General features: G+C 46.0%; 17 protein-coding genes, 1 tRNA gene and 1 rRNA gene. 12 read left to right on the forward strand and 7 right to left on the reverse strand.

What is annotated here, in order from left to right:
• Nucleotides 1-4: 4 nt before the first annotated feature.
• The 4 genes from rrf to EKG38_RS18870 all read left to right on the forward strand — a co-directional run bounded on the left by rrf (nt 5) and on the right by EKG38_RS18870 (nt 1427).
• Nucleotides 5-120, forward strand: a 5S ribosomal RNA gene (gene rrf / locus EKG38_RS18855).
• Between the two features lie 105 nt (nt 121-225).
• Nucleotides 226-302 (forward strand) — tRNA-Asp (locus tag EKG38_RS18860).
• 395 nt (nt 303-697) lie between these two features.
• Nucleotides 698-949: a YkgJ family cysteine cluster protein gene (locus EKG38_RS18865; RefSeq protein WP_012144804.1), complete on the forward strand. Its 252-nt coding sequence runs from the start codon at nt 698-700 to the stop codon at nt 947-949.
• Between the two features lie 22 nt (nt 950-971).
• Entirely contained in the window at nt 972-1427 is a 456-nt protein-coding gene (locus EKG38_RS18870) for an Rrf2 family transcriptional regulator (protein WP_126521965.1), read from the forward strand.
• A 70-nt stretch (nt 1428-1497) separates the two neighbouring features.
• Here EKG38_RS18870 and EKG38_RS18875 read toward each other — a convergent pair whose 3' ends face one another.
• The 4 genes from EKG38_RS18875 to gpmM are packed head-to-tail and all read right to left on the reverse strand — an operon-like array spanning nt 1498 to nt 6220.
• On the reverse strand, nt 1498-2259 hold the full coding sequence (locus tag EKG38_RS18875; protein WP_126521967.1) for a divergent polysaccharide deacetylase family protein: 762 nt from the start codon (nt 2257-2259) through the stop codon (nt 1498-1500).
• A 33-nt stretch (nt 2260-2292) separates the two neighbouring features.
• Nucleotides 2293-3498 (reverse strand): S41 family peptidase, encoded by a 1206-nt coding sequence (locus tag EKG38_RS18880; protein WP_126521969.1) that lies wholly within the window; start codon nt 3496-3498, stop codon nt 2293-2295.
• Between the two features lie 33 nt (nt 3499-3531).
• Entirely contained in the window at nt 3532-4665 is a 1134-nt protein-coding gene (locus EKG38_RS18885) for a murein hydrolase activator EnvC family protein (protein WP_126521971.1), read from the reverse strand.
• 10 nt (nt 4666-4675) lie between these two features.
• Nucleotides 4676-6220, reverse strand: coding sequence for a 2,3-bisphosphoglycerate-independent phosphoglycerate mutase (gene gpmM / locus EKG38_RS18890; protein ID WP_126521973.1), 1545 nt, complete (start codon nt 6218-6220; stop codon nt 4676-4678).
• Between the two features lie 240 nt (nt 6221-6460).
• Here gpmM and EKG38_RS18895 point away from each other — a divergent pair, with 240 nt between their 5' ends.
• The 7 genes from EKG38_RS18895 (at nt 6461) to EKG38_RS18935 (ending at nt 12957) form a co-directional block, all read left to right on the forward strand.
• A complete protein-coding gene (locus EKG38_RS18895) occupies nt 6461-6895 on the forward strand; it encodes a rhodanese-like domain-containing protein (protein WP_126521975.1) in 435 nt (144 codons plus the stop codon).
• A 224-nt stretch (nt 6896-7119) separates the two neighbouring features.
• Nucleotides 7120-7608, forward strand: a complete 489-nt coding sequence (secB, locus tag EKG38_RS18900; RefSeq protein ID WP_126521976.1) for a protein-export chaperone SecB — start codon at nt 7120-7122, stop codon at nt 7606-7608.
• 120 nt (nt 7609-7728) lie between these two features.
• Nucleotides 7729-8736 (forward strand): NAD(P)H-dependent glycerol-3-phosphate dehydrogenase, encoded by a 1008-nt coding sequence (gene gpsA, locus EKG38_RS18905; RefSeq protein ID WP_126521978.1) that lies wholly within the window; start codon nt 7729-7731, stop codon nt 8734-8736.
• Nucleotides 8737-8873: 137 nt separating this feature from the next.
• Nucleotides 8874-10058, forward strand: coding sequence for a BaiN/RdsA family NAD(P)/FAD-dependent oxidoreductase (locus EKG38_RS18910; RefSeq protein ID WP_126521980.1), 1185 nt, complete (start codon nt 8874-8876; stop codon nt 10056-10058).
• A gap of 4 nt (nt 10059-10062) precedes the next feature.
• Complete coding sequence (locus tag EKG38_RS18915) at nt 10063-10515, forward strand: NlpC/P60 family protein (protein WP_126521982.1); 453 nt, start codon at nt 10063-10065, stop codon at nt 10513-10515.
• 479 nt (nt 10516-10994) lie between these two features.
• Nucleotides 10995-11528: a molybdopterin adenylyltransferase gene (gene mog, locus EKG38_RS18925; RefSeq protein ID WP_126521984.1), complete on the forward strand. Its 534-nt coding sequence runs from the start codon at nt 10995-10997 to the stop codon at nt 11526-11528.
• A 415-nt stretch (nt 11529-11943) separates the two neighbouring features.
• Nucleotides 11944-12957 (forward strand): GlxA family transcriptional regulator, encoded by a 1014-nt coding sequence (locus EKG38_RS18935; protein ID WP_126521988.1) that lies wholly within the window; start codon nt 11944-11946, stop codon nt 12955-12957.
• 147 nt (nt 12958-13104) lie between these two features.
• Here EKG38_RS18935 and EKG38_RS18940 read toward each other — a convergent pair whose 3' ends face one another.
• From EKG38_RS18940 to EKG38_RS18950, 3 genes are all read right to left on the reverse strand, one after another.
• Nucleotides 13105-14253 (reverse strand): ABC transporter permease, encoded by a 1149-nt coding sequence (locus EKG38_RS18940; RefSeq protein WP_126521990.1) that lies wholly within the window; start codon nt 14251-14253, stop codon nt 13105-13107.
• A gap of 76 nt (nt 14254-14329) precedes the next feature.
• On the reverse strand, nt 14330-15064 hold the full coding sequence (locus EKG38_RS18945) for an ABC transporter ATP-binding protein (RefSeq protein ID WP_126521992.1): 735 nt from the start codon (nt 15062-15064) through the stop codon (nt 14330-14332).
• Nucleotides 15057-16583, reverse strand: a complete 1527-nt coding sequence (locus tag EKG38_RS18950) for an alpha/beta hydrolase (RefSeq protein ID WP_439332669.1) — start codon at nt 16581-16583, stop codon at nt 15057-15059. The genes EKG38_RS18945 and EKG38_RS18950 overlap by 8 nt, the downstream gene beginning before the upstream one ends.
• A gap of 796 nt (nt 16584-17379) precedes the next feature.
• Here EKG38_RS18950 and EKG38_RS18960 point away from each other — a divergent pair.
• Nucleotides 17380-19176: an AMP-dependent synthetase/ligase gene (locus tag EKG38_RS18960; protein WP_126521996.1), complete on the forward strand. Its 1797-nt coding sequence runs from the start codon at nt 17380-17382 to the stop codon at nt 19174-19176.
• Nucleotides 19177-19328 lie beyond the last annotated feature (152 nt).

Raw genomic sequence — 19328 nt, forward strand, 5'->3', positions numbered from 1 at the left:
TTAGTCTGGAAACCATAGCATTGTGGCCCCACCTGATCCCATCTCGAACTCAGAAGTGAAACGCAATCGCGCCGATGGTAGTGTGGGGTCTCCCCATGTGAGAGTAGGTCATTTCCAGGCGCCTAATTAGCTTTAATCTTGTATAAAGAGTAAAGCGAGTCCCCTAACTTTGACACGTTAGCGACTTAAAAAGAATTTAGTGAAATGCTTCGGCAATTTACTAAAGGAGCGGTAGTTCAGTTGGTTAGAATACCGGCCTGTCACGCCGGGGGTCGCGGGTTCGAGTCCCGTCCGCTCCGCCAACATTACGATAAGCCCTAACAGAAATGTTAGGGCTTTTTCGTGTCTGGATTTTGGCTAGAACAAAGATACGAGCAGAGCGGTCATTCTCGACCATCCATGGTCTTCATGACATTAGTGCCTCCATGCACGTCGTAGTTCAGTTGGTTAGGGCTTTTTATTAGAGATAGTCGGCCTGTCATGCGCGCCGAAGGCACATGGGTTCGGCTTTTGATAAGAGCTAGTCCGCTCAGCCAACATTACGATATGCCCTGGCACTCTCTATTTATGTTCGAGCTAATTTAGTGTGTGTTTTTATTGCAACACCTTGTTTTGTTGTTAATAAATAAGCTTGTTCGCTTTGCTTCTAGTTTCATACCTATAAAAGAGTATAATGCTCTTTTATAGGAGTGGTTTTATGGATTGTCGTCTTGGCTGTGGAGCGTGTTGTATCGCCCCCTCAATAACTAGCCCTATTCCTGGTATGCCTGAAGGAAAGGCCGCTGGTGAACGTTGTGTTCAGTTATCCGAAGACAATCTGTGCAAAATCTTTGGCAGCAAGGAACGCCCGGATGTATGTAGCTCTTTTTCTGCTACTTTTGACGTCTGTGGTAATAGCAACAATGAAGCGCTTAGGCTGATTGCTTTTTTAGAGTCACAAACCAGCTAAATGAAATTTGAGTAGGTGAATCATGCAGTTAACTCGTTATACAGACTTTGGTATTCGCACCTTAATGTATCTGGCTATTCAACCGGATAGAGAAGAGTTGTTTCGCATCTCTGAAATCACTGAAGTATTTGAGCTGTCGCCTAATCATGTCTCCAAGATAGTTCATCATCTTGGTAAGCTTGGATATCTTGAAACTATTCGCGGTAAGAGTGGTGGTTTTCGTTTAGGTATGTCGCCTAAAGATATCAATGTGGGTAAGTTAGTGCGTGTACTGGAGAACTCTTTAGCTCCAATCGACTGCAGTAAGCCATATTGCCGCTTTACTCCATCTTGTCAGCTCAAAGGTGTGCTTGCCGATGCTGTAGCCGCGTATTTAGCCGTTATCGACGGGTATACTTTAGATGATATAGTCAGTAATCGAGATGAGCTTAAGCAGTTACTACCAGAGCTTTCTATTCCGGTATTGCAAATAGCGTAATCTGAGGTTTTATCATTTGCCAGGCGAAATCTTCTCGTTTGGCATTCTTTATTAGATAAGAAAAATACGGTTACTTCAGCCGTATAGCAGAGTCTCCTCCCTTCTTCTCTTTATTTGCAAGTTTGTATGGTAATAAAGATGATGTTTTAACCAGCTCGATACCAGCCTTATCTAACCTGTGAAGGTTACGTTTTAAAAATTTTATTGTTTCAGGGTAAGGGTGCGCTATAGCGACTGCCTGACCTTGCTTATGAGCCAGTGATATCAGGTGTTCGAATCGTTCTTCCAGTGCTGACTGTGACACGTCATTATCTAAAAAAACTTGCCGCCTGAGTAAAGGGATCCCCAGTTGTTCAGCCTTACTGCTGGCCTTTGTGAAACGGGTTGTCATGCTGTCTACGAAATATAGCTCTCTGTGTTTGAGACTCTCCATTACCCACTGCATAGGCTCATCCAGCTGGGTCAATAAGCTTCCCATATGATTGTTAGCCCCTTTTGCATAAGGGATATTATCGAATGCGTTATCCAGGGTATGTTTTAATTCAGCCTCATCCATTACATTTGTTAGCCCACCCGGCCCCATCGTTTTACCATTCAATGCCTGCATAGGAAGGTGTAACATGATTTCGTGTCCCATATTATGGGCTTTTTGGGCAACTTCGGAACCTAAGGGAGTGTGAGGAAGAACTGAGAAGGTGACAGCGTTTGGTAAAGACAGTACGGCTTCATCGGATTGACGATAACCTATATCGTCAATAATGATCGCGACTTGAGAAGCTTCTACATAACCACCTGAAAAACATGCAATAAATAAAACTAAAAGAAAGCGCACAAATATTATTATCTTTTTATACCTTAACGGTATTTATGTATTGGTTTTAATCCATGTGATTGCAGAATCCAGAATCAGATCATCTCTAATTTCATCATGAACCGTATTTTTGTCGATTATAGGCACACTTTCACCGATTGTTACAGTTTCTGCTTCAAGTTTTATATCCGGTTCGATTCCTTTCTTGTTGATATCGTGGCCCTTTGGTGTCGTATATTTTGCTATTGTGAGTTTGATAGCATTACCTTCGACGAGGGTGGGGATCAAGCTTTGGACTGTGCCTTTACCAAAGCTGGTTTCTCCTATAAGTGTTGCTCTGTCGTTTTCTTGTAAGGCTGCGGCGAGAACTTCGGAGGCGGAAGCCGAGCCCTTGTTGATCAGAACTATGATGGGGACCGATGAAAGCATAGTTTGAGGTGAGGCAAAGTAATCGGAGTTCGCATCAAAAAATCGACCCTCTGTTGATACTATTCGTCCTTTGGCTAGGAAGATATCGGCAATTTTAATGGCTTGGTCTAGTAGGCCGCCCGGGTTGTTCCTTAGATCTAATATTAAGCCTTCAAGCCCTATAGGTTGCCATCGAGTCAGCTGCCTTATCATCTCCTCGGTTGAGTTATCTTGAAAACTTGCGAGTCTTATATAGCCTATCTTGTCTTCGTATAGCTTTGCTGTAACAGACTGTACGGAAATAATGCTTGGAACGAGTGTGACTTCAAACACTGAATTCATATTGGAATGAGTTAACGCGAGATTTATCGATTGGTTGTTCTGGCTGTGGTGTTTTATCTCTTTAAGTAATGTCTCCAGTTGTTCCGGGTTAACCTTTTTATCGTTCAGCTTAACTATCTGATCGCCTGCTCTGATCCCTGCAAGTTCAGCAGGTGAACTTGGAAAGGGGGTTATTATCGTTATCTTGTCGTCTTCGGCCGCGATCTCAATACCAAATCCGAAGTACTCTCCCTTGTTAGCATCCCTGATATTAGAAAATGCCTGTTTATCCAGGAAACCAGAATAGGGATCTAACTTGTCAAAAATCCCCTCAATTGCAGCAGAGATTAACTCATCCTGAGTCAGTTCTTTCACGTAATAAGTTTCTATGGTATCGATAACATCGAGTAACAGCGGATAGTTGAGGCGAGGGTGATACTGATCTGCATTTTCCTGACCGGATAAGGTCACCGATAGGCCGAGCGCTAAACCTAAAAGAATGCATGTGATATAACGAATAAACTGTGACATGGCGGCCCCTGTATTTGAGGGCTTATGTCACTCCTAGCGTTTACAATATCTCGCTGGATCGACCGCTTGCCCTTTATGCCTTACCTCAAAGTATAGGCCAGCCTCAGTCTGTCCACCCGAACGTCCGACGAGTGCAATCGTTTCCCCTTTGTTTACAGTGTCTCCGGCATTCTTTAAAAGTGTTTGTGCATGACCATATAAGCTCATATACCCCTTGCCGTGATTGACAACCAACACCATACCAAAGCCTCTTAACCAATCGGCATAAATGATTTTTCCGGCAGCGATGGAGGATATTTGTTGCCCTTCTGGCGCTGCAAGGGTTACCCCCTTCCACTTTACCTGGCCGGAACGCTTGCTACCAAACCCGGATCTTATGCGTCCCTTTGTCGGCCATTTGAGTTTGTTTTTACTCTTTAGCCCTTCCATGCTGGGACTGTTGTTTGTGGCTAATAAGGCTTGTTCCACTACGCGCTTGAGACTCGCCTCCTCAATCTGCAGTTGTTCGAGCTTGGCGCCTCGGCTATTGACCGTTCTTTGGAGCTGAGTAAGCGTGCTCTGGCGTTGGCTCTGTTCAAGGTTGAGCTGTTTCGAATGCTGTTGCTGATTGAGGACTAATTCATTGAGTTTATTTTTCTGCTTTACCTGTTGGTCTTGTATCTCATCGAGCTCCGACATCGTGCCCTGAAGTTCATTGATAGACTTCATTCGGGCATTATTCAGGTATTGATAGTAGGCAAGGAGGCGTTCAATGGTTGCTGGACTCTGCTGGTTTAGCAGCATCTTACTATAATCGTGATTACCTGCTAAGTATGCACTCGCCAGCTGGTTAGACAGTGTATCTTGTTGAGTTTGTTTCAATGCATCCAATTTATCTTGGCGTTGCTTTAGTGCATTTAAACTTTTATCTGTTTCGGCTAACGCGACTTGGGTTTCATTAACTTTTCGAGCTGCTGTGGCAATTGCTTTTTCATCTTGTTTTAGCAATGAGACGAGCTGTTCACGCTGTTTGTTGGTGTCTTGGAGTGCAGACTCTTGTTTACTTATCTGAGATTGAAGTGATTTCAGATCGGATTGACGTTGCTGCAGATCAGATGCCTGAACATAAGATGAAAGTATGATAAAGCCAGCAATAATGCTGGCTTTAATAAAAAAGCGAATATTCACTAGTTAAGAGTTACTCTTCGAGTTTAATTATTGAGCGCCCTGTCATCTCAGACGGCACTTCTTCTCCCATCAAGGTTAACATGGTTGGGGCAAGATCGCTTAATCGTCCATCTTTTTCTATGCTGCCGTTACGTCCGACATAGATCAAAGGGACCAGTTCACTGGTATGAGCCGTGTGTGCCTGACCCGTTTGTTCATCGGTCATCTGCTCGGCATTGCCATGATCTGCGGTGATTAAGCATTCACCATCAACTTTTGCTAATGCCTCGACGACACGGCCGATACAGGTATCCACGGCTTCACAGGCTTTAACTGCCGCATCGAAGCTACCAGTATGGCCAACCATATCGCCATTAGGGTAGTTACAGATAATGACATCATATTTTGTCGACTCAATCGCTTCAACCAACTTGTCGGTCAACTCCGCGGAGCTCATCTCCGGCTGAAGGTCATAAGTAGCCACTTTGGGTGATTGTATCAATATTCGATCTTCACCTTTAAATGGCTCTTCCTTACCGCCGTTAAAGAAGAAGGTCACATGAGCGTATTTTTCAGTTTCAGAGATACGAAGCTGAGTCTTATTGCAGTCTTGAAGCGCCTCACCTAAGGTATTAACCAAATTGGTCGATGGGTAGGCGATGGCGGCCTTAATGTTAGCGGCATATTCAGTCAGCATGACAAAATGAGCTTTTGGAGTAACGTTACGCTCGAAGCCGTCGAAGTCAGCATCAACAAAGCTGCGAGTGATTTGACGGGCTCTGTCTGCGCGGAAGTTCATAAAGATCAGCGCATCGCCATCTGCTAGCTGAGCACTACTTCCTTGATCGTCAAGGATGGCAGAGCTGCCGACGAACTCGTCGTTCTCGTCACGGGCGTAGGCGGCATCGAGGGCTTCTACGGCGTTAGAGTACTGATGTAGTGATTTACCTTCGGTGATAAGTTCATAGGCTTGAGACACACGATCCCAGCGGTTATCACGATCCATGGCATAGTAACGGCCTATGACCGAGGCTACGCGACCAGTGCCTAATGTAGTAAACAGATCATCAAAATGAGCTAAGCTGCCCTTCGCACTGCGGGGAGGAGTGTCACGTCCATCGAGAAATGCATGCAAGTAAACCTGCTTGGCTCCACGTGCTACAGCGAGTCGACACATGGCTTCGATGTGGCTTTCGTGACTATGTACACCACCCGGGGAAAGTAGCCCCATAATGTGTACCGCACCTTGGTTAGCGATGGCCTTATCTATCGACTCGAGCAAGGCCTGATTTTTATCAAACTCACCGTCTTCAATCGCTTTACCAATACGGGTAAGTTCTTGATAGACAATGCGACCTGAGCCGATATTGATATGACCTACTTCTGAGTTGCCCATCTGACCATCGGGTAAACCGACATCTAAGCCAGAGCCGGAAATTAAGCTGTTTGGATATTGGGCGTTGAGTCGATCCAATACTGGAGTGTTAGCGTGGTATACCGCATTTTTTTGCGTATTTTCACGGTAACCCCAGCCATCGAGGATCAGCAATGCCAAGGGGCGTTTGCGTGTAGTCATGGTGGTACCTTTAAGTTTAAAAGAATAAGGTTTAAAAATTTAATTGGCTAAATATTACTACGTAACCCGTAGTTGAAAAAGAAATTTACCTCGATTGCGTTAAGCGTTTTTTATGAGATCTTGATACTTGTCCGCATTCTAGGGTGTTTTGTGGACTAACAACTTGCTGCAATCTACTACTGCGATGGTATACTCTGTGCCCTAATTTTAGTTTCAGCCCCCAGAAGTAGGCATTTTACCATGCAAGAATATATTGAATTTTTGAAAGCTAACCCTATGTTGAGCTTAGCTTGGATTGGTCTATTTGTTGGCCTAATCGTCAGTGTTTTCAAATCTAGTTTCTCGAAAGTGTCTACTGTTGATCATCAACAAGCCACTTTGCTGATAAACAAGCAAGATGCGAAAGTGATCGATGTAAGGGAGAAAGCGGAGTTCAAAAAAGGTCATATTATTGATGCTTTAAATGTTCCGTTATCAGAAATTAAAAATAATCAACTTTCGGCCCTTGAAAAGTCTAAAGCCAGTCCCATTATAATGGTATGCAACGCGGGAATGGTTTCATCTCAAGCGGCACAATTGATGGTTAAGGCAGGCTTCGAATCTGTTTATAACCTTAAAGGTGGAATGGGTGACTGGCAGTCAAATAATTTGCCGGTATCTAAGAGTAAGAAGTAGCGAGTACCGCCGAATATTGCTTTTTGAAGATGTTTTTGATTAGAGTGTCTTCTCTTAAAGATTACTCAGGCATTTAGAGTTAGGTTATAAAACCGTTTTACATGCCTTTTATATAGAAATAACTAAAACCTGGGATGGTGGCTGAGCGCATAAGCCTCAAGTAACAAAAGCCCTATAGATTGGTTTCAATTTTGAAGCCCAATAACTTGGATAGGTAGGAAATTATGGCTGAAGTAGCAAACAACGAACAACAAGAACCGCAGTTCAACATTCAACGTGTTTACACGAAAGATATCTCTTTCGAAACGCCAAACAGCCCAGCAGTATTCCAGAAAGAGTGGAACCCAGAAGTTAAGCTAGATCTTGATACTCGTAGCGCTAAGCTAGCTGACAACGTATTTGAAGTTGTATTGTCTCTGACAGTAACAGCTAAAAACGGTGAAGAAACTGCTTTCCTATGTGAAGTTCAGCAGGCTGGTATCTTCGCTATCAATGGTCTTACTGAGCAGCAACTTGCTCACTCTTTAGGTGCATACTGCCCTAACATTCTTTTCCCATATGCTCGTGAAACTGTAGGCAGCTTAGTTGGACGTGGTACTTTCCCACAACTAAACCTAGCTCCAGTAAACTTCGATGCATTGTTCGCTCAATATGTTAACCAGCGTCAAGAAGGTGCGGAAGAAGCTGCTAAAACTGAAGAAGCAAGCGCTTAATAAGTCATTAAGTAGCAATTCAAAGGTATCTGTTCAGTAGTTCTTTCTACTGCTCAGATAACGGCCATTTCATTTGAATGCTAAGCTCGAATGAAATGGCAATATGTGATGAGTAGTTATATGAAAAACACTGCCGACATTACGGTACTGGGGGCGGGGTCTTATGGCACCGCCCTTGCTATTTCTCTAGCCAGTAACGGACATAGAACACTTCTTTGGGGGCATGAGCCCGAGCACATTGCGAACCTAAAGAAAGATAAGTGTAACAATGAGTTTTTGCCCGGTATTGCACTCCCCGATCTTCTCATTCCGGAAGCTGATTTAGCGACTGCGCTCGCGGCATCTAATAATGTATTAGTCGTCGTACCCAGCCATGTATTTGGTTCTGTTCTATCGCAAGCTAAGCCGCTATTGCGTGATGATGCTCGAATTATCTGGGCAACCAAGGGGCTTGAACCCGAAACCGGACGCCTGCTCCAGGAAGTCGCTCGGGATATTCTAGGTGAGCACTATCCACTCGCCGTATTATCCGGACCCACTTTTGCCAAAGAGCTTGCCGCTGGTTTGCCTACCGCAATTTCTATTGCCGGCACCGACGTGAACTTTATCAAAGACTTGGTCGAGTTGCTTCACAGTCCTAAACGTTTACGTGTTTATGAAAATGATGACTTTACTGGCTTACAATTAGGTGGCGCGGTTAAGAATGTGATTGCCATCAGTGCGGGAATGTCAGACGGCATCGGATTTGGGGCTAATGCAAGAACGGCTCTGATCACCCGTGGATTGGTCGAACTGACACGTCTAGGCGAAGCTATTGGTGCTCAAGGTGCAACCTTTATGGGGATGGCCGGACTCGGCGATCTCGTTCTGACCTGTACCGATAACCAATCTCGCAACCGTCGTTTCGGATTAGCGTTGGGGAAAGGCCTCGATGTTGAAACCGCGCAACAAGAGATTGGTCAGGTAGTTGAAGGTTATCGTAATACCAAAGAAGTTTACACATTAGCTAAACGCCTTGGTGTTGAGATGCCAATTACCGAACAGGTCTACAAAGTGCTTTATCAGGGGGGAACTCCTCATGAAGCGGCTAAAGCCTTGTTAGGACGTGATCAGAAGTCTGAAACTTAAGACCGCTAAGGTCATCGCCATTCATGGCGAAGATGGAATCTTTGCAACGATAAAGATTCCATGTACAGATAAGGGTGCTAAAATAGCGCCCTTTTTTATGGCTGGTTTTTGGCCGATTGTCGTTTGGGAGTGAGTGAGTGAAACATCATGATGTCATCATTATCGGTGCGGGGGCTGCGGGTCTTATGTGCGCAGCAACGGCGGGCTATCGTGGCCGTGATGTATTAGTTCTCGACAATGCCAAACAGGCTGGACGTAAGATATTGATCAGCGGTGGTGGGCGTTGTAACTTCACCAACCAAAAAGTTGAACCGAATAATTTTATCTGTAGTAACGCTCACTTCGTCAAATCTGCTCTGGCCAGATATCGAAGCAGTGACTTTATAGAGCTCGTCGAGCGTCATGGTATCGAATATCACGAACGTGATCATGGTCAGCTGTTCTGTGATGACTCGGCCAAAGAGATAGTGACCATGCTCCTGACTGAATGCGAGTGGGCGGGAGTTCAGATCAAGTTACGCACTGAAATTAGTGAGATTGGTCAAAATGAACAGGGGCAGTTCGAGCTGATCACAGACAAAGAGCACTACACATGTGATTCCCTCGTCATGGCTACCGGTGGACTATCAATGCCGAAGCTTGGGGCAAGCCCATATGGCTATCATATTGCTAAGCAGTTTGGCTTAAAGCTGCTACCGACACACGCAGGCTTGGTCCCTTTTACCTGGCATAGCGAACAAAAGCTGAAGTTCGAACCCCTATCCGGCATCGCCGTTCCTAGTACCATCACAGCTAAAGATGGCACTCAGTTTAGTGAAGCACTGCTGTTTACCCACAGAGGCTTATCCGGGCCGGCTATTTTACAGATCTCCAACTTCTGGAAGGCGGGTGAAACTATCAGTATCAACTTGCTGCCGGGTGTCGATGCCAGAGCCGCAATAGAGCTTGTGTTGGCTAACCACTCCAAACAGAGTCTTCGTAATACATTAAGCCATTGGTTGCCTAAGCGTCTGGTTGAAGCGCTGTTTGATGAAACGCTGCTCAACAAGGCTATGAATCAACTGATCCACAGTGAACTCGAACAGCTTGCTGTCGATCTTGAGTCTTGGGAAATTCTCATGAACGGTACGGAAGGTTACCGAACTGCCGAAGTAACACTTGGCGGCGTGGATACCGACGAGCTGTCGTCGAAAACCATGGAAGCTAAGTCCGTATCCGGCCTCTATTTTATCGGCGAGGTCATGGACGTTAGCGGCTGGTTGGGAGGATTCAACTTCCAGTGGGCCTGGTCATCGGGCGTTGCAGCCGGACAAGCGGTTTAATACTTTGCTAAAACCCTTACTCATCCTCTTGTCTATCTTGCTGTTGAGTGCCTGTGGGAGTCTTCCTTCCGAACCTGATATTAAAGCGTCGAATCAGTTAGAACGTCAGTTAATGGCATTTCATCAAGAGTGGCGCGGTACACCATATCGACTGGGAGGAATGAGCAAACGAGGCGTCGATTGCTCCGGTTTCGTCTCTTTGGCCTATAGAGAGTTGTTGGGACAAGCGATACCCAGAACCACTTCTGAGCAATTAAACTCGGGTGCAAAAGTGTCTAAGGACAGGCTCAAGGCTGGGGACCTGGTGTTCTTTAAAACGGGTTGGACTACACGTCATGTGGGCATCTATTTGAGTGATTCTAAATTCCTGCATGCATCGACGAGCCAGGGGGTGATGATCTCGACACTGGAAAATAGCTACTGGAAACGAAAATATTGGTTGTCCAGACGTTTATAACTCAGCTGTTTTTATAAATACCAGTCGGTATAAAGATATGATCGCTCAGCGAGAATTTAGCGCTTCTGAGGCAAGGTCATTAATTGCTCCTGCATAAATGACATTTGCAACATCCATGTTGCTCGCAACGAGTGAAGAACATAGTTATTCTACGTTTAAGCTCGTTAACACGGCATCAGAAGTGCTAAAACTCGCCTTTCAGGAGTGTTTTTGGCTGCCTACTTCAGTGTTGAATGACTTCAGAAGGGAGCACCATTCCCTTATCCATTCGCCTCGAATTAGTTTGCCAAAAAAACTCTGAGCAGATCACTTTCTTATGCCGATTGGTATAAATATCGGATTAGCTCCCACTTTCAATACGCTTAAAGATATAATAGGCATTAATTATGCTAGTTTAGACTCAACTAATATCCTCCGCTTCGATGCCGTATTATGAATGAGCATCAGTAGGGGGATCTGCTTATTCGATAGGACTGAAGATGACTAAAGCAAAAATCGGTATTGTGACTGTAAGTGATAGAGCCAGCGCCGGAATCTATGAAGATCTTTCCGGTAAAGCGATTATCGACGTATTAAATGAATATCTCACCTCTGAGTGGGAACCGGTTTATGAAGTCATTCCTGATGAGCAAGATGTTATCGCCGCGACCCTGATTAAGATGGCCGATGAGCAAAACTGTAGTCTTATCGTAACGACTGGTGGTACCGGCCCTGCAAAGCGCGACGTGACTCCTGAAGCTACCGAAGAGGTCTGTGACCGCATGATGCCAGGTTTTGGTGAGTTGATGCGCACCGAGTCTTTGAAGTTTGTACCGACAGCTATTCTGTCTCGTCAGACTGCGGGTCTTCGTGGTGATTCGTTGATCGTGAACCTTCCGGGAAAACCTAAGTCGATTCGTGAATGTCTCGATGCTGTGTTCCCTGCAATTCCATACTGTATCGACCTGATGGACGGACCATTCCTGGAATGTGACGAGTCGGTAATAAAGCCGTTCAGACCCAAGGCTAAGTAATAACTTAACTGCTTGTTCGAGAGTCACTTAAAACCTAGGCATTTGCCTAGGTTTTTGTTTTTAGGGAATTAGCCTTTAACAACATGCGTTCTTTCTGTGTGCTAAGTGATAGGCGCTAAAACCTGTGAACATAAGCAGGCTAGGGATAGCGACTAAGTGAGCGAAAACATTTGGCTCAGTGTTAAAGTTTAACCAGAGAAGTAGCGTCCAACTTAAGGCTAGATAACTTAGGCTTAGTAGATAATTTTGTGTTTTTCTCATACATCCTCCGACTCTGACAACTAAAAAGCTAACCTCTTCAACCTACATTCAGTATAAAAACTAGACAAATCACTTGAAAGTGTCATTATTGACAAAATAGAGGCGATTAGTGACATTGTGTCGTCTAGTTTGTTTAAACCTGTAGGGGCATGCAATGAAGAAGATCGTTATCTTGGCTGCGGGTAATGTGGTTGCTGGTGGTATTGTCAGCTTTCTCGATGTGTTCAGCTTCTGTAATACTTATTGGAGAAGAGTGAATCCGGAGGCGAAGGAAGATCTATTTCATTGCCATGTGGTGTCACCCGATGGTCTGGCTGTTAATACCAATCAACAGATACAGATCCCTGCCGTTGGCCTGGATAAACCGGAAGATATTCTGGAGGCCGACGCAGTTATCTTAGCATCGGCCTTTGTGACCAACGCAGAGGAGTTTCAGCAGTACCTTACAGAGTTCAAGCCTCTGTTTGAGCCATTAACTAAGTTTGCCGGCAGCGGTAAACCTGTGGCGGCTTATTGCTCCGGGACTCTGATGTTAGCCGCATCGGGATTACTCGATGGTCGAACCGCCACAACGGTTTGGTGGTTAAAGGAGATGTTTGAACGTAATTTCCCAAACGTTAAGCTCTGCATGGATAAGCTGGTGATCTCCGATGAACATATTCATACCGCAGGGGCGACGACGTCGAACTTGAGCCTGGCACTTCACCTGATTGGACTGCTTGTCGGTGAGCAGGTCGCACATCAGATGGCCAAAATCTTATTGATCGACCCAAATCGAAGTTCACAGCAGCCATTTATGTCCATGGGTCTCTCTATTGGAGTCAATAATCATAAGGATGAGTTAGTCAGAAATATCCAGACCTGGATGCAGCAACACCTACGACAAAATTTTCTGCTCGATGATATTGCCGATAAATTTGCCGTCGGTAAGCGCACCATGATCCGCCGCTTTAAGAAGGCGCTAAACGAGACGCCCGCCAGCTATATGCAGCGTCTCAGAGTCGATGAGGCAAAACGTTTGCTGGAAACGACAGAGCTCGCCTTAGAACAGATAGTCGATCGGGTAGGCTATGAAGATGTGAGCTCATTTCGAAAGCTGTTTATTCAGCTGACGAGTCTGTCTCCCCGAGCGTACAGGCAGAAGTTTAATACTCAGGCTTGCTGTTAAGCTACGAGCATAGAGGCAGAGACAAAGCCTGGATGCTGAAACCAGTTCAGCATGACAAGCTCTTGTCTCCGGCGGAGGCGCAGTATTTTGAGCTCGTGATGTGCAAGGTTTCAGATGACATCAGAGCTCGCAACTGTTGAAAGCCCCCTATAAACCGAAGACAATCTTCTCGCTCTTGAGTGACCTCTCCATGCCAAATGTCAGTCCGAGTGCGATCACCAGCGTCGTGAGTGATGAGAGCAGTAACTGCAACATAGGGATCTCTCTGCCCTTAATGAAGGCGATTAAAGCCTGCTGCTGCCCGGATACGGGTAACCACTGCAAGGTATCTGGGGCTATGTTGTAGCTGGCAGCCATCGATAGCATCATAGGCACGATGAGTACCAGGGTCAGGTAAGACTGAGCTTCCTTAAATGTCTTGGCCATAAATGAGACAAACAGCTGTAGGCTGGCGGCCATGATGGCTATCGGAAGTCCTATCAGGAGCATTAACAGGATGAAGTTAGTGCTGATTGAAACTGTGAAGCCCAGCTCTTGCCAGGGAACGAAGGAGTAGGAGAGTTTAGAGATAATCAGGGTTAACAGGAGTCCCAGCATAGCGAAGACGGTGACGGCCAAGACTTTCGCTAAGACAATATTACGTGTGGAAACGGGATGGCTTAGCAGCAGTGCCAACGAGTTACGCTCACGTTCGCCGGCACTGGTATCGATGGCTAGGTTCATGCCCGAAATAAATACGGCATAGATCATGGTCATCGTCGCCACGCCTAAGATCACGCCCCCCTTAGAGTCCGGCGTCGCCTGATCTTCGACATTGACCTTAATGGGTTGAACCACACGCGGATCGATTCCTCTGGCAATGAGCCTTAAGCTACCCATTTCGGCGCTGTAGGTCTGAAGGTTCTTCTCCAGACGTCTTATCGAGTTTTGTAGCTTCTCATTTGAATTATCGGCGACCAGAGTCACCTCGGCGCTTAGCCCCTTCGCCATCTGCGCGGCATAATCATCGCTGAAGATTAAGCGGATATCTTTGACATCCAGACTCTTGTCCTGGTCGTCGCCATGGGTGATCCCCTGGCTGGATAGGTATTTCACCAGATCTGGTGCTCGCTCACCATTTTCAATCTTGATGTTGAGATCTTCCGGGCTCGACATCTGTCCGATGAGCAGCATAAACATGCCACACATCAACAGTGGAGTACCGATAGCATAATAGAGGCCTGCCATAACGGAGCGTTTGTCTCTTGCCGCATCGATCAGCTCTTTTCTGAGCATAGTCATCATGTTACTCATCATGCTGCTATTCCTTTACTTGCACAGATTGGTTGATATGAAAATAGCGCGTCTTCCGATGTGCTTTCTGAAAGAGCTATCATGCAGCGATGCCCTCATCTGTGCCGATCAATTGAATGAAGGCATCCTCGAGGGAGTCCTTTCCGGTTTGCTCACAAAGCTCATCCGGACTGCCTATAGCGACCAGCTTTCCTTGCGCCATAACAATCACCTGATCGCACAGGGCGGCGACCTCCTGCATGACATGGCTGGAGAAAAGCACACAGTGTCCCTGTGCTTTTAACTCTTTCAACAGGTCTCTGAGCACCCGGGTACTCATGACATCCAAACCGCGTGTCGGTTCATCGAGAATGATGTTGGTTGGCTGGTGGACAATGGCCTGTGCGAGTGCGGTTTTCATTCTCTGACCTTGAGAGAACCCTTTACAGCGTCGGTCTGCAATGTCATCCATATGGAGCTGGCTGAGTACCTTAGCCGTGGCGGCTTTGGCATCGACGCGTGATAACCCATTGAGTTCGGCGAAATAACTGACATACTCTCTCGGGCTAAGACGTTCATAGAGACCAAACGGGTCGGGGAATAGGCCGAGTTGCTGTTTGGCTGCGATAGGAGATTTAGCAACATCGATACCATCGATCTCTGCACTACCCATGTCGGCCTGCAGTAATCCAAAAACGGTTCTTAAACAGGTAGTTTTCCCTGCGCCATTGGGCCCAAGCAGGCCGGTTATCTGGCCATCTTTAGCAATAAAGCTCAAGTCATCCAGGGCTTGAACCTCACCAATACGCTTAGACAGGTTGGATACTTTAATCATTGCTAGCTCCTTGGACTGCGGCCTCTGTAGAGGGGATGGCTTCGACCGTACTGGCATTGAGATAAAAGTTACGCCGCACATCTTTGTCGAGACAACTCTTGTCTAATCCTTCCAGGCTGCCACTATCGACCAGTTGAGCGATAAGGTCGTTACCGCAAGACTGGTTAGCCACGCCATGAGTTGCGTATGGTGCGATAAAATGTTTCGCATTGGTGAGCTTTTCCATGGCTAACTCTCCCCAACTTGGTGGCGTCGCCGGATCTATCTGTCCCGATAGGGCTAAGGTGGGTATATCACTGCTAATCGGTGCCGAGAAGCTGGGGTCGACTGCTGGCATGTTCCAGATGGCACAAGACTTCTCGAAGTTCGTGATCATCTCTTGGCCGAAATAGGTTTGATTAGCCGCATCTCTCTCTGCTTGTGTGAGTCTCTGCCAATCTTCGCCACACACGATGGAGGCATGCATACCCATGGCTATGCCCGTGCTATCGATAGTGAGGGCATAGAGCCCCATAATAGGTTGGAAGTTACCCTTGGCCGCTTCGCTGATGGCATGGGGGAGTAGCGCACGCACGTTTGGCATATAGAGTGCCATTCGAATTGCGCCCATAAACTTAGATCGCGTCATTGTGAGCCGAGTGGATTCACCGGTTAACGGGTCATTCACTTGACGGATTGCCGGTTGTAAAGCCAGCTCAGCATCTACCTTATACAGGTCTTCTTCGAGGTGAGGGAATTGTGCGCCACAGAGTTTATTCTCATCACAATCCTGAATGAGTAGCTCGAATCCCCTGTTGATGGCATTGCCGATAGCGAGCACACTTTGCTGCATGGGAACCACGCCATCTATGGTTACTGTGGATAATACCTGTGGATACTGACGCATGTAGAGCTGCGCCATGCGGGTACCGTAAGAGATCCCATATAGGTGTAGTTTCTGGTAACCCAAGTGTTGGCGGACGGCTTCGAAGTCTTCCAGCGCACTGAGGCTGCCATATTGGGTTACATCGGCATCGAGTTTATCGAGACAGGCCTGAGTTTCTTTGGCGACATCGAAGTCGGCTTCATTGATGGACAGGGCACCCTCAAAACCTTCCCCCTCACAGTTAAGAACATTTGATCGACCCGTACCACGTTGATCGATGAGTAAAATATCTCTCTTCTGTCGAATCTTACTAAACATACGACTGAAACCCGCCGCATTATCTATGGCCGATTGGCCCGGTCCTCCGGCGATGGCAAGAAAGGCTTCTGAGTGTGCGCTGTTTTTGATGGCTGGAAGCACAACATAATGAATATCGATCTGCTTTCCATTCGGTTTTGCGCGATCTTCCGGCACAGTGATGAAGCCGCAATCGAGATGTTCGGATAGGCCGTCGACATAACAGTGGCTGGCTCTACTCTCACCTATTTTTGAATCTTGTTTGGCAAAGACACTGTGGCTCATAACCAAAAAGCCAGTCATTATCATGCTCATGAGGAGCTTTAGGGGGGAAGTGGTTGTGATGGTGTCGGCCATGCTGATTTCCGACTCGTGCGGCTTTCCATGAAACATGAGACCTAAATCCTTTCTTAAATTCATCATGAAAATGATAAATATATTGTGTATCAATACGTTAATACATTGTCGAAGGCTAATGTTAGAGGCCGTAAATGTCAACCCCGATCAGTTATTCGTGCAGACTGGCTGCTACAGGATCTTGTTAAGGCCCGATATGGAGCTTATACCAATTGGTATAAGAAAGTGGTCAACTCAGAGTTATTTTTGGCTGCATAATTCAAGGCGAAAGAGTGAGGGAATGGTGATCCCTTTTGAACTCATTCAACACAGAAGTAGGCTGCCAAAAACACTCCTGAAAGGCGAGTTTTAGCACTTGTGATACTGCGTTAACGAGCTTAAACGTAGAATAACTATGTTCCTCACTCGTTGCCTTGCCTCACAAGCGCTAAACTCTCGCTGAGTGACCACATCTTTATACCGATTGGTATTAGGTAGATATAAGTGACTTTATGAGTGTAGGTAAAACTCTGGTGTAGTGAAAGCGGGCTTTATTATGTAGAAAATGGTGGGTGTTTGACCGAAGACGGTAAATTCAGTTTAAGCTAGTTATAGTTTCGATGATTGTCCATTATTCTTTGTAACGCTTTGTTCATAAAGAGTAAAGCGATAGGTGTGAGATTCAGTCTAGCCACTCATATTCTACAAAACTGTGCGCAATTTAACAAAGTTTGAGCAATTGCTCTTATTTTATTGTGGTTATTAACGTAAAATACCGAAAAAGAGGAACACCTGTACGCTTAAAAGGCCCTGAATTATGTCACTCGAGCAGTATCATTTAACACGTTTAATCAAACAGCAGAGCCAGAAACTTGGTGAAGCTATCGCGCTCGAAGGATTCGAAATGTCGGCCCCTTGGGATCAGGTGAGTTGGCGCTCATTCGATAATATCAACGCCAAGGTAGCCCAGGCATTGATTCAATTTGGCATCGAAGTCCAGGATCGTACCGTAATTTTGTCACAAAACTGTCCCCAGTGGGCTTGTGCCGATATCGGTAGTCTCAAAGCGCGTACAGTCGTTGTGCCTATCTACCCGACGAGTACCTTCGAGCAAGCCAGTTATATCGTGAATGATGCCAAGGCGAAGCTGATATTTGTCGGCGATAAAGCGCATTATGAGATGGCCTGCATGCTGGTTCAGCATTGCGAAAGCTTAACTCATATTGTGGTATTCGATAAAAGTGTTGTCCTTAAGGAATATGAGAGCCATATCTATTTTGACGATCTTCTCACTAAGACGCATTCTACCGAAGTTATCGCCGAATTGGATAAGCGTATAGAAGAGGCCAAGTTAGATGATCTCCTTTCGTTGATCTATACCTCAGGTACGACAGGTGATCCTAAAGGTGTAATGATGGATTATCGTAATATCGCCTCTATGATCCAGAAACATGATAAGGTGCTGGCCTTCACTCCCGGTGATGTTTCTCTTGCTTTCTTACCTCTAAGTCACGTGTTTGAGCGTGATTGGAGTTTCTACGTTTTGAGCCGTGGTGGCCATAACGTCTATCTGCAAAATCCGATGGCAGTAAAAGAAGCTATCGTTGCGGTTCGTCCTCATACTCTCTGTGTCGTACCCAGGTTCTTAGAAAAAGTGTACAGCGCCGTCCAAGACAAAGTGATAAAAGCACCAGAGTTAAGGCAGAAGATGTTTACCTGGGCCATGTCTGTCGGACATCGTCAATCTGAAGTCGGCCAGGGCCGGCATAAGGCGTCTTTGGGTCTGAGCTTGCAGTGGAAGCTGGCTGATAAGCTGGTCTTTAGTAAGCTCAAGCAAGTACTGGGTGGGCGTCTTAAGTTTATGCCATGTGGTGGCGCAGCTTTAGACCCTAACGTCAGCGCTTTTTTCCAGAGTATTGATGTACCTGTTTTATGTGGTTACGGAATGACTGAAACCAATGCCACGATCACCTGTAATACCCTGTCTAACCGTGTGCCAGGATCTAATGGTAAGCCATTGCCGGATATGGAAATTAAGTTAGGCAAAGATAATGAGATTATGGTACGCGGTGGAACTGTTATGCGTGGTTATTATAATCGCCCGGAAGATACTGCTGAAGCATTCGAGGATGGCTGGCTGAAAACCGGCGATGCGGGTCGTATCGATGAAGAAGGTAACTTGTTTATTACCGACAGAATCAAAGAGTTGATGAAAACCTCAAATGGTAAGTATATCGCTCCTCAACGTGTCGAAGGTAAGGTGGGATGTTGTCCTTTCATCGAGCAGGTTGCCATCGTAGCCGATGCGAAAAACTATGTGACGGCCCTGATTGTACCCGCCTTCGAAGCGCTTGAAGAGTGGGCGAAAGAGAAAGGTATTCACTACGAGTCACAAATGGAGCTGTTGCGTAACAGCCTTGTGGTTGAGCACTTCGATAATCGTCTTAAGGAACTGCAGTCAGATCTGGCAGGTTTTGAGAAGATTAAAAAGTTTACCCTGTTACCCGAAGCTTTCTCAATGGAAGCGGGTCTGATCACTCCGACGATGAAGCTGCGTCGTAAGGTGATTTACAACAAGTATGCCCGTGAAATTAAAGCTATGTACGCGAGATAAGGGGCAGCTCAGTAAAAGATAGATATGAAGGGATGCTTAGCATCCCTTTTTTGTATATGAAACATTCGCGGCTAAAGCCGCTCCTACAGTGGAGAACCTCAAATCTGATATGTCGTCGAACAATTGCATCCCGTCGGGTTCTCGGTTAACGT

It is taken from the genome of Shewanella canadensis (assembly GCF_003966225.1).
Lineage (GTDB): Bacteria > Pseudomonadota > Gammaproteobacteria > Enterobacterales > Shewanellaceae > Shewanella > Shewanella canadensis.

What these genes read in the sequence shown, in the direction of transcription:
- EKG38_RS18865 (WP_012144804.1), top strand. Translation starts at nt 698, where the DNA reads ATGGATTGTCGTCTTGGCTGTGGAGCGTGTTGTATCGCCCCCTCAATA.
- EKG38_RS18870 (WP_126521965.1), top strand. Translation starts at nt 972, where the DNA reads ATGCAGTTAACTCGTTATACAGACTTTGGTATTCGCACCTTAATGTAT.
- EKG38_RS18880 (WP_126521969.1), bottom strand. Translation starts at nt 3,498, where the DNA reads ATGTCACAGTTTATTCGTTATATCACATGCATTCTTTTAGGTTTAGCG.
- gpmM (WP_126521973.1), bottom strand. Translation starts at nt 6,220, where the DNA reads ATGACTACACGCAAACGCCCCTTGGCATTGCTGATCCTCGATGGCTGG.
- EKG38_RS18895 (WP_126521975.1), top strand. Translation starts at nt 6,461, where the DNA reads ATGCAAGAATATATTGAATTTTTGAAAGCTAACCCTATGTTGAGCTTA.
- secB (WP_126521976.1), top strand. Translation starts at nt 7,120, where the DNA reads ATGGCTGAAGTAGCAAACAACGAACAACAAGAACCGCAGTTCAACATT.
- gpsA (WP_126521978.1), top strand. Translation starts at nt 7,729, where the DNA reads ATGAAAAACACTGCCGACATTACGGTACTGGGGGCGGGGTCTTATGGC.
- mog (WP_126521984.1), top strand. Translation starts at nt 10,995, where the DNA reads ATGACTAAAGCAAAAATCGGTATTGTGACTGTAAGTGATAGAGCCAGC.
- EKG38_RS18935 (WP_126521988.1), top strand. Translation starts at nt 11,944, where the DNA reads ATGAAGAAGATCGTTATCTTGGCTGCGGGTAATGTGGTTGCTGGTGGT.
- EKG38_RS18940 (WP_126521990.1), bottom strand. Translation starts at nt 14,253, where the DNA reads ATGATGAGTAACATGATGACTATGCTCAGAAAAGAGCTGATCGATGCG.
- EKG38_RS18945 (WP_126521992.1), bottom strand. Translation starts at nt 15,064, where the DNA reads ATGATTAAAGTATCCAACCTGTCTAAGCGTATTGGTGAGGTTCAAGCC.
- EKG38_RS18950 (WP_439332669.1), bottom strand. Translation starts at nt 16,583, where the DNA reads ATGGCCGACACCATCACAACCACTTCCCCCCTAAAGCTCCTCATGAGC.
- EKG38_RS18960 (WP_126521996.1), top strand. Translation starts at nt 17,380, where the DNA reads ATGTCACTCGAGCAGTATCATTTAACACGTTTAATCAAACAGCAGAGC.